At 60.0% G+C, this 12,296-nt stretch carries 14 protein-coding genes; 3 read left to right on the top strand and 11 right to left on the bottom strand.

All coding sequences use genetic code 11. From position 1 onward, the window contains the following. Positions 1-25: 25 nt before the first annotated feature. The 11 genes from DOM41_RS12675 to fliD all read right to left on the bottom strand — a co-directional run bounded on the left by DOM41_RS12675 (position 26) and on the right by fliD (position 9,659). On the bottom strand, positions 26-526 hold the full coding sequence (locus DOM41_RS12675) for a chemotaxis protein CheW (RefSeq protein ID WP_110687228.1): 501 nt from the start codon (positions 524-526) through the stop codon (positions 26-28). After that, positions 523-2,670 (bottom strand): chemotaxis protein CheA, encoded by a 2,148-nt coding sequence (gene cheA / locus DOM41_RS12670; protein WP_110687227.1) that lies wholly within the window; start codon positions 2,668-2,670, stop codon positions 523-525. The genes DOM41_RS12675 and cheA overlap by 4 nt, the downstream gene beginning before the upstream one ends. Before the next feature lie 46 nt (positions 2,671-2,716). After that, complete coding sequence (gene motB, locus DOM41_RS12665; protein WP_110687226.1) at positions 2,717-3,631, bottom strand: flagellar motor protein MotB; 915 nt, start codon at positions 3,629-3,631, stop codon at positions 2,717-2,719. After that, positions 3,628-4,515 carry a flagellar motor stator protein MotA gene (gene motA, locus DOM41_RS12660; RefSeq protein ID WP_110687225.1) on the bottom strand — a complete coding sequence of 296 codons (888 nt, stop codon included), beginning with the start codon at positions 4,513-4,515 and terminating at the stop codon, positions 3,628-3,630. The genes motB and motA overlap by 4 nt, the downstream gene beginning before the upstream one ends. A 260-nt stretch (positions 4,516-4,775) precedes the next feature. Next, the gene (gene flhC / locus DOM41_RS12655) at positions 4,776-5,372 is read right to left on the bottom strand and encodes a flagellar transcriptional regulator FlhC (protein ID WP_110687224.1); all 597 of its coding nucleotides are present in this window, start codon (positions 5,370-5,372) and stop codon (positions 4,776-4,778) included. A 2-nt stretch (positions 5,373-5,374) separates the two neighbouring features. Continuing rightward, positions 5,375-5,704 carry a flagellar transcriptional regulator FlhD gene (gene flhD, locus DOM41_RS12650; RefSeq protein WP_110687223.1) on the bottom strand — a complete coding sequence of 110 codons (330 nt, stop codon included), beginning with the start codon at positions 5,702-5,704 and terminating at the stop codon, positions 5,375-5,377. Positions 5,705-6,042: 338 nt separating this feature from the next. Next, entirely contained in the window at positions 6,043-6,324 is a 282-nt protein-coding gene (locus DOM41_RS12645; RefSeq protein WP_110687222.1) for an EscU/YscU/HrcU family type III secretion system export apparatus switch protein, read from the bottom strand. Beyond that, positions 6,317-7,522, bottom strand: a complete 1,206-nt coding sequence (locus DOM41_RS12640; RefSeq protein WP_110687221.1) for a flagellar hook-length control protein FliK — start codon at positions 7,520-7,522, stop codon at positions 6,317-6,319. Before DOM41_RS12640 ends, DOM41_RS12645 begins: the two co-directional genes overlap by 8 nt. Next, entirely contained in the window at positions 7,519-7,899 is a 381-nt protein-coding gene (locus DOM41_RS12635; protein WP_110687220.1) for a flagellar protein FliT, read from the bottom strand. Before DOM41_RS12635 ends, DOM41_RS12640 begins: the two co-directional genes overlap by 4 nt. A 4-nt stretch (positions 7,900-7,903) precedes the next feature. Further along, positions 7,904-8,314 carry a flagellar export chaperone FliS gene (fliS, locus tag DOM41_RS12630; RefSeq protein ID WP_110687219.1) on the bottom strand — a complete coding sequence of 137 codons (411 nt, stop codon included), beginning with the start codon at positions 8,312-8,314 and terminating at the stop codon, positions 7,904-7,906. A gap of 13 nt (positions 8,315-8,327) precedes the next feature. Next, positions 8,328-9,659 carry a flagellar filament capping protein FliD gene (gene fliD / locus DOM41_RS12625; protein WP_110687218.1) on the bottom strand — a complete coding sequence of 444 codons (1,332 nt, stop codon included), beginning with the start codon at positions 9,657-9,659 and terminating at the stop codon, positions 8,328-8,330. Positions 9,660-9,922: 263 nt separating this feature from the next. On the opposite strand from fliD, the gene DOM41_RS12620 reads away from it, so the two are divergent. From DOM41_RS12620 to DOM41_RS12610, 3 genes are all read left to right on the top strand, one after another. Beyond that, positions 9,923-10,423, top strand: coding sequence for a hypothetical protein (locus DOM41_RS12620; protein WP_110687217.1), 501 nt, complete (start codon positions 9,923-9,925; stop codon positions 10,421-10,423). A 136-nt stretch (positions 10,424-10,559) separates the two neighbouring features. Next, positions 10,560-11,186 (top strand): CBS domain-containing protein, encoded by a 627-nt coding sequence (locus DOM41_RS12615; RefSeq protein WP_110687216.1) that lies wholly within the window; start codon positions 10,560-10,562, stop codon positions 11,184-11,186. Positions 11,187-11,205: 19 nt separating this feature from the next. Continuing rightward, positions 11,206-12,294 carry an asparaginase gene (locus DOM41_RS12610; RefSeq protein WP_245391834.1) on the top strand — a complete coding sequence of 363 codons (1,089 nt, stop codon included), beginning with the start codon at positions 11,206-11,208 and terminating at the stop codon, positions 12,292-12,294. Positions 12,295-12,296: the final 2 nt, after the last annotated feature.

Below are 12,296 nucleotides of genomic sequence, written 5' to 3'. Positions count from 1 at the left end.
GCCGCGTTGAAACGGCCGCTCAAGGTCAGGCCGAAGCGGCCGTATGCTCGACGAGCTGCATCTCTTCGTGGGTCAGCAGCTTTTCGATGTCGACCAGCACCAGCATGCGATCATCGAGGCTACCGATACCGTTGAGATAGTCGGAGGAGAGAGTAACGCCGAACTCAGGCGCCGGTTTGATCTGCTCCTGCGTCAGACTCATGACGTCTGAGACACCGTCGACAACAATGCCCACGATACGATCGGCGACATTGACGACAATCACCACCGTCTGACCACCGTACTCGACGTTCTCGAGGTTGAACTTCAGGCGCAGGTCGATGATCGGTACGATCACGCCACGCAGGTTGGTGACCCCCTTGATGAACGCAGGAACATTGGCAATGCGAGTGACATTTTCATAGCCCCGAATTTCCTGGACCTTGAGAATGTCGACTGCGTACTCCTCTTCGCCTAGCGAAAAGACCAGATACTCGCTGCTGGCCGCATCAGTGACGCTGGCGGCTGCGCTGGCTTGGGTTGTCATGCTGGCGATACCTCCGGTGAAAGTTGGCGTTGGTTTTCCTGGCGCTGCTGGGCCTTGCGGCGGTCGAGCCGATGCAAGTCAGCGATATCGAGAATCAGCGCGACGCTACCGTCGCCAAGAATGGTGGCGGCGGAAATCCCCGGCACCTTGCGGTAGTTGGTTTCGAGGTTCTTGACGACGACCTGCTGTTGCCCGACGAGATCATCGACCATTAGCGCGTATCGGCGCCCCTCTCCTTGCACGATCACTGCGATCGCTTCAGTGACCTGTGTCTTGGCACCCTGCACGTCGAGCGCCTGATGCAGCGTGATGATGGGCAGATATTCATCACGCACCTTGAGCAGCTGATCGTTGCCGGCCATGGAGTAGATGTCGTCAGCCACCGGCTGGAGCGATTCGAGCACGGCGTTGAGCGGCAGCAGGAACGTCTCTTTCCCGCAACGGATCGACATCCCGTCGAGTATGGCCAGCGTCAACGGCAGTACGATGCGTGTCGTGGTTCCCTGACCGGTGCGGCTGAGAATCTCGACGTGCCCGCCCATCTCCTGAATGTTTCGCTTGACCACATCCATGCCGACGCCACGCCCGGAGACATCGCTGACCTGGTCCGCCGTCGAGAACCCGGGGGCGAAGATCATCTGCCAGACGTCGTCATCGCTCATGCTGTCGCTGACCGTCAGACCGTTCGAGCGCGCCTTGGCGAGAATTCGCTCCCGATTCAGACCGGCACCATCGTCGATCACCTCGATCAGAATGTTGCCACCCTGATGCTGAGCCGAGAGGGTCAGACGGCCGGTGGTCGGTTTTCCGGCAGCCTGACGCTTCTCCGGAGATTCCAGGCCGTGGTCCAGGCTGTTGCGCACCAGATGCGTCAGCGGATCCATGATGCGTTCGATCAGACTCTTGTCGAGTTCGGTCGACTTGCCCTCGGTCACCAGCTCGACGTCTTTTCCGAGCTTGTCGGCAAGGTCGCGCACCAGGCGCGGAAAGCGACTGAACACATAGTCCATCGGCATCATGCGGATGGACATCACCGACTCCTGCAGGTCGCGCGCATTGCGCTGCAGCAGGTTCATGCCGTTGACGAGAGGACCGTGGGAGACGATATCCATGTCGTTGGCGGTCTGCTCAAGCATCGATTGCGTGATGATGAGCTCGCCCACGAGATTGATGATCTGATCGACCTTGTCGACCGGCACGCGAATCGTGCTGGACTCACTGCCTTTAGCGTTCTTCGCCGGCTTGGCTTTTGCCTCTTTGGCCGGTGCCGCCGCTTTTTCCTGAGTGGCTGGCGCCGCCGCTGATGCCACTGTCTGGCTCTCAGCCTGGCCTTCGCTACCTGCTGCGGAAGCCTTCGCCGTCTCGGAGCTGGACGCCGCCTGGGCCGAGTCGGCCGGCGTCGACTCAGCCGCAGCGGGCGCGTCGTTTACGGACTCGATGACGAGCTGCTCAGCCTCGATGATGAAGCAGAGCACGGCTTCGATATCTGTCTGCGACTCAGCGCTTTTCAGCTCGATGCGATAACGTTCGGTGTCTCCGGCATGCTCGCCGATCTCACCGAAATGACCGAGCTCTTCAATCAGCAGATGACGGTCTTGCTCATCAACGCCGAGAAGCGTGATGACTAGACGCACCGCACTGTCTGACTCGCCCGCTTCACTAGACGCTTCCTGCGAGCTCGCCGCGACTGCCGGCTCTTCGGCTGCAGGCGCTGCCGGTTGAGGCGGGGGCGCCGTTGCCGCACCTTCCTGTTGGCCAAGTTCGTCCAATGCCATCTGCTGAAGGACTCGGCAGATACGCTCGAACGCTGCCGCATCCGGCTCATCACCGTTGCGATAAGCGTCCAACTGGTCGTGAAGCATGTCTTTTGTTTCCAAGAAGGTGTCGACGATATCACGCCTTAGCGTGAGCTCACCCCGGCGAGTGTGGTCGAGCAGGTTCTCGAGACGATGTGTCGTCTCCTGCAGTACCGTGAAGCCGAAGGTACCGGCACCACCCTTGATCGAGTGGGCAGCACGAAAGATGGCGTTAAGCTCTTCGCTATCCGGATCATCGACGTCGAGATCCAGCAGGAGACGCTCCATGTCGGCGAGAAGCTCGTCCGCCTCTTCGAAAAATGTGTCGTAGAAATCCGAAATATCCATACAGACCCACCAGTGGGAAAGTCCTGTGTAGAACGAGACGCCAATGTCAGCCCGTGGCGTCTTGCGTTCGCTCGCTGTCGCTTGCCGTAAATGCGTCCGGCGGCGTCATGTCTGGGAGAGAGAGGTTGTTCTGATCCTCGATGGCGCGACTGGCCCGCTTGTCGAGCACAACGATACTGATACGACGGTTCACCGCATCGCTTGGACGGGTGTCGGGTAGCTGGATCCGCGATCCCATCCCGGCCACGCGAAGTAACTTCTCCGAATCGAGCCCGGCGGCGATGAGTGCACGTCGCGAGGCATTGGCACGATCCGCCGACAGCTCCCAGTTGCTGTAGCCCTTCTCACCACCGGCATAGGGAAGATCGTCGGTGTGCCCGCTGATGCTGATCGAGTTCGGCATCTCATTAAGAACCGGCGCGATGCGCCGCAGGATCGTCAGCATATGGGAAGCCAGGCGATCACTACCGATCTCGAACATGGGCCGTCGGTCGCTATCGACGATCTGCACACGCAGCCCCTCGGGCGAAAAGTCCATACGGAGTTGCGAACTGAGCTCGCGAAGTTGCGCGTCGCTCTGAATGACGCTTTGCAACCGATCCCTCAGGGCCCGCAGGCTCCGCTGCTCGTCACTCGGGCGAATGCGCTGGCGGCCGTCATCGCTTTTGCGAACTTCACCCTCGGAAGCCGTCGGATCGGCGCCTCCACCAGGGATTGCGCTGGTGCTCGCCGAACTTCGGTCACCATTGGTGAGTGCCACGGCGAGCGGAGTTCGAAAATACTCAGCGATCCCCTTGAGCTCGTCTTCACTGACCGTCGACAGGATCCAGAGCACCAGGAAAAGCGCCATCAACGCGGTCATGAAATCGGCGTAGGCAATCTTCCAGGACCCGCCGTGGTGGCCGGCTTTTCCGGCCCGACGTCGTTTGACGATTATGGGTCGACGCTCTCCTTCGCTCATGCGTTGTCCGTCCCCGTACTCTTGAGCGTCTGACCACTCGAGCGAACGTGTTCTTCGAGCTCACTGAAGGACGGTCTGACCGCGGTAAACAGCGCCTTGCGGCCAAACTCCACGGAGAGCTGCGGCGCCAACCCATTGAGGCTCGCCATCAGCGTTACGCGAATGCACTGCAGCATCTTCGTGGCTTCATTCACCTGGTGTGAAAGATGCTGCGCCACGGGGGTGACGAAGCCGTAGGCCAGCAGGATGCCGACGAAGGTACCAACCAGCGCCTGAGCGATGAGCTGACCCATCACTTGGGCCCCTTGATCGGCAGCCCCCAGTGCGTGAACCACTCCCATGACCGCAGCGACGATACCGAAGGCCGGCAGACCATCGCCGACGGCGGTCAAGGAGTGAGAAGGGATTTCAGCTTCGTGCTGGAAGGTTTCGATCTCGTGTTCCATGAGCGCATCGATCTCGAACGGATCCATGTTGCCGCTGACCATCAGACGCAGGTAGTCGGTCAAAAACGCCATGATCATGGGGTCGGAGAGTATCTTCGGGTAATCCGCGAAGATGGCACTCTCCTGAGGGGCATCAATGTCTCGCTCGATCGCCAGCATGCCGTCACGACGTGCTTTGGTCAGCAAGCGATACTGGAGCGCCATCAGCTCCATGTACATCAACTTGTTGTAGCGCTTGGTTCGCTTGAGCTTGGAGAACGAGCGCAAGGTGGCCTTGATCGCTTTGCCGTTGTTGGCGCAGATAAAAGCCCCAATCGCGGCGCCGATGATCATGACGAACTCGGCCGGTTGAAACAGGGCCCCCAGATGGCCGCCGATGGAGACGTAGCCACCGAAGACACTAGCCAGAACGACAGCGTATCCAATCAGAATCAACACAGGGCGCGCTCCAGAAATGGGACAAATGAACTTGCTTTCTCTATCGGCAGCGCGGTGTCAGGCTTGAGGTCCATTTCACGATGACGCCAAAACGACACCGATAACCCGACGGTCGCCCGAACCCACGCGTGGGCGCAAAGGAGCGCCGTCCATGGGAATAGGCTTCTGGAAGGAAATCAGACAGACAGAAACGACAATGGACGAGCCCAGGGCCCGTCCATTGAAATCACCACTACAGATACTGCGGGTTTGGCAAGACCCTAGTTCGCGACACGACGCTGCGGTGCCTGCGACTCGCTGCTACCGCCTGCGGCGTCTAGCGCCTCGGCATTGGCGGCTTTGGCACGACGCGTCTTGCCGGCGCGTGAAGGCGGCTGGCAAATGCCGCAAACGTAGCCCTGGCGCGGGCTGTGAGCGTGTGCAACGAAATCGCCCCTGCAGCTGTTGCAACGGGTCAGTTGCAGCAGGTCGCTTTCGAAAAAGCGCACCAGCGTCCAAGCTCGTGTCAGCCCCAGCGTCGGCTCCGCACCATCAAGCTCGACCTGCTCCAGGTAGAGTCGATAGGCCTTGACGAACGCCGACATGCGCTCGCAGCCGAGCTCTTCGTTCAGTCGCTGATAGATGTTGTAGAACAGCGACGAATGAACATTCGGCAGCCAGGTGATGAACCAGTCAGCGGAAAACGGAAGCATGCCTTTGGGCGGCGACATGCCTTTGACTTCCTTATAGAGCTTGATCAAGCGACCTCGACTCAGCTCGGTCTCTGTTTCCAGCACCTGGAGCCGAGCGCCCAACTCGATCAGCTCGATCGCCAGCTGCACCTGGAGCATTTCACCGACAAGACTTTTGTCCGCCATGATCAGGCCTCCGAAGAAGAGACGACAGCGCGGTCGGCGCCTGCCATCAGTAGCGATGCATGGGTCTGACTCAGGCCTTGGGCGCGAGGATTGTGGAGCAGCAGATTGACCTGGTCGGCGCTCGTGAACCGCAAGTGGCAAAGCAGCTGGTTGGTGCGCGACAACTGGGTCAACTGTCGGATGGAGAGTGAACCGATCGTATCCGCTAATTCGGCATCCAGGTTGAGCCGAAACATCGCTGACTCGCGGTCGTCGTTCAGCAAGCGCTGTACGAGCAGCAAGTACGATAGGTTGAGGTCTTGAATATCGTCGATCAGGCTATTCGAAGTCATTTTGGTAGTCCCTGCGTATTTATCGATGCCCTTATGGCGGGCACTCTTCACTGTCCTTACAGCCGACTGAAATAGTAAGCGTGCTTAGATCAGTTCTTTATGATGAACGCAGTTTGCTACTTTTTCGTGAACAAAAGCAAGTTTTGTTACCAAAATTATTTTTGGGTAAACCTCTCGCTCGAAACAGCCCTGTATATCTCTTTATAAACTACTGATTTGGCGCCAGATGTTGTGACCGTCAACATCTCGCAAAAAATTTGCGAACCCAGCTTCTGTAACCCTTGATTGCCAAACCCGATCGCCTGCGGTATCGCAGGTCGATTCGAGGCAGGCAAACCTCACTCGTCCACCCCCAACCGATCGACCTCACCGATCCACACCAGCAGCTCAGCGACGACTTGATAGAGTGTCTCCGGGATCCTTTCGTCAATATCGACCTGGAGCAGAAGCGCTACGAGTTCCGGAGAGTCGTGAACGTAAATCCCTGCCTGGTCGGCGGTCTCGAGGATGCGTGCAGCGACGTCCCCCTGCCCCTTCGCCACGACGCGGGGCGCGTCGTGGCGTTCGCCGGAATACGCAAGCGCGACAGCGCGCTTGCGATCGTGACGGCTGTCAGTCATTGCTCACCTCATCGGTTCGCAAGCGGATGTTCGCCTCGATATCCGCACGATGGAAACGCGACGACAGCTCATCGACGCTGCGCTGCAGCGGCGCGACGGCCTCGACCGAGTTTGGCAGTATATCGATCTGCCAATCGCGGCCAGCGTTTTCCAAGACGATCGTGATGTCACCAAGCTCCGGCAATGTCATGCGAACTCGGGCCCGCCAACGAGAAGCGGACTCCTGGTCATCCTCAAACTGCGCCCCCTCCTCCTCATCCGACTCGACCAGCGGCAGCAGCTCGATGGTGACGGGAGCGCCTGGCCAAAGCTCGCCAGACCACTGGATCTGAGGCGAGACCAGAAGTTCCAACTGGTGCCTGACAATCGTCTGGAGCGACTCAGGAGCGGACTGTGTGCTGAGCTGATGCGCGCGAACCGTCGACGTCCTCTCCAGGGTCGACATTGCCGTCTCAATCGCTTTAGGCATCGACATATCGGTAGGCGCAAGAAATGGGGCGCTGGCGCGACCCTGGGGGCGTGAACTCACCGGGTTCACCGGCAGGTCAAGTAACATTGCGCGACCACCCGGCGAGGGATTCGCAAGCCGAGAAGACTCTCCCCTCGCGTCGGGTTGCTGACGGCTCTGAAGCCAGGCGTTAGCGTGCGGCGCGAGAGGCGCTGGCATGCTCGGTAACGGCCGAAACGTCAGCGAAAGCCATGCCTGGGGTTCACGCCACAGCGCCTGAACGGGAAGACGCCCTTGAGACCAGCGCAGCAGATGAGACTCATAAAAAGCACCGCTGGACGCTATCCCATCTTTCAGTGCGCCAGCCAGCGTTGTCGCTTGGGTAGGCATCTGGTTCAGCAGCGCGGCGCGCGCGGGGGGCATCGCGCCACTCGGGCTGGGGAACTTGGCCAGGAGCGTCGCGATATCGACGGCGGTTCGACTCAGATGCGTCTGCGCGGAGGCGGGAGGCGGATCGCTGCGCGCCACCGAGTTGCCGAGAGGCGGAGCGTCTCCCTTGGTGGGCGCGACATTTACCAGCCGATTCTGAGCCTCCTGATGCAGCCGGGAATCACTACGCGATCCCTGTATGGCATCCGATGAACTCTTGGCAGACACCGGCTCCGGCAGATCCTTCGCAACCGGCGTGTCGACACGCTTGCCTAGGACCTGGTGCAGCAAGGTGTCGAGAATCGGCGTAATGCCGCTCACGGTCGCTCGTCGGCAGTAACCGTGCGATTCCTGGAGGCCATGTGACTCACGCCGCCGTGATAGGCCTGACTGACGGCCTGCTGGCGTCTCGAGTCTCCCAGCAACTGGCTCAGCTCTTCCCGCCGCGCATCGAGCAGCTCACGCGTCCGGGCATCCTGCTCGAGAATGCGCTCGAGCAGCGCGAGCTTCTCACGCTTCTCGGCGTCCGAGGGCTGCGTCACGGCGTCGAGCGCTCGAACTTGATCGAGCTCGACGAGATAGCGAGCCTCGCACTGCACCAGAGCCTCCCACTCCTGCTGCTCGGCATAGCCGAGCATGCGTGTGGAAACCTCCAGCAACTCTGCGTAGCGGTCGGCTAATGAGGTTTGCTGGGCCATGATGTCACGCTCCTTCGGCAAGCGGGGCCGAGTTTTGACGAAGCTCTCGCCAGCCGGCACCAATGTTGTCGAGAATTGCCGCGGCCCGATCTAACGCCTCGGGGTCATCCTTGAGATTGGCCTGGAGCAGCAGTCGCCCGACGAAATCGTAAAGACGACCCAAATTGCCAGATATCTCGCCGCCTTTCTCATGATCGAGTGCAGCCGCCAGTCCATTATTGACGATATCGATCGCTTTGGAGATCGCCGCGCCTTTCGCCGCACGATTGCCATCTTCCATATGTAGTTTGGCACTACTGATGGCAGCCTGCGCACCGTCGAACAGCATGACGATGAGCTGATGAGGATCGGCAGACATCACCGACGACTCGACGCCTACTCGGGCATAGGCGCCCGCGCCACGTCTATTGATCATTGTCATCTCGCTATTACTGGTTGAGCTGGGCGTTGAGAGAGTTGAACTGCTGTGTGAGATAGCTACTGGTCGAGTTCATCTGCGCGACCATGCTGTCCAACTGGGAAAACTGCTTACGGTAACGATCGATCGTCGAGTTGATGGTGTCCTGGGTGCGCGAGTAGCGGTCCTTCACTCGCTCCAACGAGCTGTCGATCCCGTTGGTGGCCGATTCAAGAAGGCCGCCTTCGTCGAGAATCGAGTCCAGCTTGCCATTGAAGCTACCGGCAAAGCCGCCGTCCTCGTCTTCGCCACCAAAGAACCGGCTGACGGCGGCACTATCGGACGTAATCGCCGCGCTGAGCTTGTCATCGTCGACCTTGAGCTGGCCGTTGCGCTCTCTCTCGATCCCGAGGTCGGAGAGCCGGGAAATCGCGTCGCCGCCAGCGCCGAAACTCAAGGCTTCACGAAGCCGGGACTCAACGCTGCGCATCGTCGAGTTACCCAGCAGTGCGCCTGCCGCATCGGTTTCAGTGTTGTAGGACGTCAGGCTGTCGGCGGTAGTCTGGAAGGAGTTATACGCCTTGACGAAGGACTGAACGGCCTCCTCCATCGACTCTGTATCCTTCGAGACCGATAGCGTCGCCGCCTCGGTGGTCCCGGTCAGCTCCAGCGTCGCCCCCTGCAACGCCTCCTCGACGGTATTGGACTGACTCACGATGTCGACACCGTTGACGTTGAGCTTGGCATCCTGGGCTTCTACGGTGGTCGCGAATCCGAAGGCGCTACCGGTGTCGCTGACATTGATCGCCGATTCAGTGCCCGTTTCCTTGGCTGTCAGCACCAATCGGTAGCCGCTGCCGTCGTTGACCATCGAGGCGGAGACACCGGTGTCAGCATCGTTGATTTTCTTGGTGAAGCTGGCAAGCGTGTCGTCAGTGCTGTAATCCAGCGTGACTGCCGTATCGCCGTCACCCAGCGTCAGCTGTCCCGCAGAGCCAAACGCTGATTCAGGCCCTTCGAACTGGCCGGGGGCTGACGCCATGGAGTGTGCCTTGGCAAGCTGAGAAACCTCGATGTCGTATCGACCGGCCACCGCATCGCTGGTGGTGGTAACGGATACCGCGTCCCCGGAAATGGAGCTTTTCACGGCAGAGAACGTCTCGGCATCGTTCAGCTTATCGAGCGAATCGCGGAGTGACTCGAGAGAGTTCTCGAGCTTCCCGAATGCGGACAGCTTCGTGTTGTAGCTCTTCTGCTGGTCGACGATCGGCGTGAGTTTTTGATTCTCAGCGCTCCGCAACTGATCGAGCAGGCCGTTGAGGTCAAGCCCTGACCCTACACCGAGGGACGATATGCTCGCCATGATGTCTCTCCCAATGACTGGCGCCTTTTGTAACACGCCACGGATAACCGTAATCGCGGAGAAGGTAGGCTTTCCGCGGTCTAATCGCCTCATCGGCTGATAGAGAGCAAAACTTTAGATCCGGAGAGGTCCGCCGACAGCAGAAATTGAGTGATGCTGCTCTTCGATCGGTGCGCAAGGAGCAATTCACCCTTTGGGTGGTCATAGAGAGACCGGATGAGCGATCATAGGCGGCTGACAATCCGTGACTACCAGGAGCACACATGGACGCGAACTCCCTGCAGGCCGACTATCGCATGTGGCTGCGCTTTCAGCGACAGGAACAGCTGGTACGCGAACATCGGGCAGCGGTGCAGAAACTGGCGGAGACGGGTGCCATGGCCTCGCGTGTCACCGAGGCTTACCGCAGCATGGCGGATCGCGCCGCCAAGGAAGGCGCAAGCTACCGCACGCTTTTCCAGCGCCAACGCGACGACGGCGACAACCTGGCCTGTGAAGGCTGGCTTTTCGTGCGCCGAGTCCTGGCGGAAGGCGGGACCACCCGCATCCGCGCCACACTGTTCGAGACCTTCACTCTCGAGGAGGGCGACATCCAACCTTCCGCGGACAGTCCAAAGAAGGTGACGCTAGATATCTACGACGAGCTGCTGGTCAGCAAGTCGATGAAACTCGGCTGCCGAGCCGATCGCCAGGACGACGCTCGCGACACGCGCTTCATCACTTTCCTCGATAGCGTTCGAGGTGACCTGCATCAATATCTTTGAGCGGTAATCGCGCCTGACAGGGACACCCTCTACGTTTGGCGTGTTCGCGGAGCGCCGACGTCACCTGTCATGCCGGCTTAGACCACTTCACCGGATCGACTCCGCCGGTCGCATCATTTACCAGGGAGATTTAGCGATGGCCAATACACCACATCCTTCCAAAATTCATTTCACGACGCTGACGCTGGATAGTCTTGACGGCGTCAACGGTATCGTTCATCCAAAGGCCGACGTCACCCAGACCGTCACGCTGGACAGCGCTGCTGTTCTACTCCTGACCGATTTCAGCGTCAGCCAGCCCCACACGGTGTCCACCTCAAGTTCGGTTGCCCAAGCACTCGACACGATGAAGCAGGCAGGCGTTCGGCTTCTAATGGCGATCAATGCCCACGGCGATTTCACGGGTGTCATCAACGCTCAGGAGCTGATTGGCGGTCGACGTGTCACGCTGGCCATGCAAAAGCATCGGATTGATCGTGACGAGGTGACGATCGAGATGATCCAGACACCGCGAAGCGAACTCCACTCTCTCGCCTACACCCGCATCTCCCACGCAAGCGTCGGAGATCTGGTCGAGACGTTGAAATCTTCGGGTGATCAACACCTGCTGATCACCGAACCCGATGACGAGGGCGGCGCTCGCCTGCGCGGATTGATCTCGGCGTCCGACATCAGCCGCTCGCTCGGCGTCGACCTCGATCATCCCCCGGAAGCCAGAACGTTCGCTTCGATCTGCCAGGTCGTTCGTGGTCACGAACTCTAGCGCCGGGGAGAAGAGTTCCGTGCAGAATACGGTGGAGGTCACTAGCCGCATACTGGTCATTTACGCCGGCGGCACGATCGGCATGCGACCCGGTCCGCGGGGATTAGAACCGGGCGTCGACTTCGCCAACCTCATGGAGTCGGAACTTGCCACACTACCGATGCAGCGGCGTGCGGCACTACCGTTGTACGAGCTTCAGGAGAGCGCCGCGCCCATCGATTCGAGCAGTGCCAAGCCGTCGGACTGGTCTGGCATCGCCGAGCAGATCGCGGGGTGCTATCAGGAATACAGCGGGTTCGTGATTCTTCACGGGACGGACACGCTGGCCTGGCTTGCCTCGACGCTGGCCTTCCAGCTCCAGGGCCTGACCAAGCCAGTCATCATCACCGGATCACAACAGCCGCTCGGTGCGGCCTCAAGCGATGCGCTGGCGAACCTTGAGGCATCGTTGGCGTTTGCCGCCTCCGACACGCTTCGCGAAGTCGGAATCGTCTTCGATGGGCGTCTGCTTCGCGGTAGCCGGGCCCGCAAGACCTATACGCACGATACCCGTGGCTTCGAGACACCCAACTATCCCGTGCTCGGGGAGATTGTCGAAGGACAGCCGCGACTTTACACCGAGCGGTGCCTCCCCGCGCAGGGCGCCCCGCGGTTTGAACTGCTCCCACTACCTGCCACGGCGAGCGTGGTTCGACTACCGCTCTGGCCGGGCATCGACGCCGCGCTCATGACTCAGTGGCTGAGCATCGATTCGGTCCGTGGTGCCGTACTCGAGTGCTGGGGCAGCGGTAATATCCCCGAGGACCCTGCGCTGATAGCGGCCCTCGCTCACGCCGTGGGGGCCGGCAAGACATTAGTGGCGGTTAGCCAGTGTCCAGTCGGCGGTGTGACCATCGGCGCTTATGCCAACGGCGAGATACTCAACGAGATAGGCGTTCTTTCCGCCGACGACATGACGACCGAAGCCGCCTTCTGTAAGCTCTTGCACCTCATTTCTCAGCAACTGCCCCTGCCCGAGCTTAGACGGCGCTTTCTGACTCCGCTCAGTGGCGAGCGCAGCGCGTCGCCGGCGTCCCATGCGGCCCGGCGGGCAGAAGATCTCTCATAGGT

Source organism: Salinicola aestuarinus, from assembly GCF_003206645.1.
Classification (GTDB): Bacteria; Pseudomonadota; Gammaproteobacteria; order Pseudomonadales; family Halomonadaceae; genus Salinicola; species Salinicola aestuarinus.
The sequence above is the reverse complement of the archived record's forward strand: the minus strand, read 5'-3'. Positions and strand labels throughout refer to the sequence as shown.

Bases quoted from the DNA above. Each gene is read 5' to 3' on its own strand.
- DOM41_RS12675 (WP_110687228.1), bottom strand. From the start codon at position 526: ATGACAACCCAAGCCAGCGCAGCCGCCAGCGTCACTGATGCGGCCAGC.
- flhD (WP_110687223.1), bottom strand. From the start codon at position 5,704: ATGACTTCGAATAGCCTGATCGACGATATTCAAGACCTCAACCTATCG.
- DOM41_RS12620 (WP_110687217.1), top strand. From the start codon at position 9,923: ATGGACGCGAACTCCCTGCAGGCCGACTATCGCATGTGGCTGCGCTTT.
- flhC (WP_110687224.1), bottom strand. From the start codon at position 5,372: ATGGCGGACAAAAGTCTTGTCGGTGAAATGCTCCAGGTGCAGCTGGCG.
- DOM41_RS12615 (WP_110687216.1), top strand. From the start codon at position 10,560: ATGGCCAATACACCACATCCTTCCAAAATTCATTTCACGACGCTGACG.
- cheA (WP_110687227.1), bottom strand. From the start codon at position 2,670: ATGGATATTTCGGATTTCTACGACACATTTTTCGAAGAGGCGGACGAG.
- fliS (WP_110687219.1), bottom strand. From the start codon at position 8,314: ATGATCAATAGACGTGGCGCGGGCGCCTATGCCCGAGTAGGCGTCGAG.
- motB (WP_110687226.1), bottom strand. From the start codon at position 3,631: ATGAGCGAAGGAGAGCGTCGACCCATAATCGTCAAACGACGTCGGGCC.
- DOM41_RS12645 (WP_110687222.1), bottom strand. From the start codon at position 6,324: ATGACTGACAGCCGTCACGATCGCAAGCGCGCTGTCGCGCTTGCGTAT.
- DOM41_RS12635 (WP_110687220.1), bottom strand. From the start codon at position 7,899: ATGGCCCAGCAAACCTCATTAGCCGACCGCTACGCAGAGTTGCTGGAG.
- fliD (WP_110687218.1), bottom strand. From the start codon at position 9,659: ATGGCGAGCATATCGTCCCTCGGTGTAGGGTCAGGGCTTGACCTCAAC.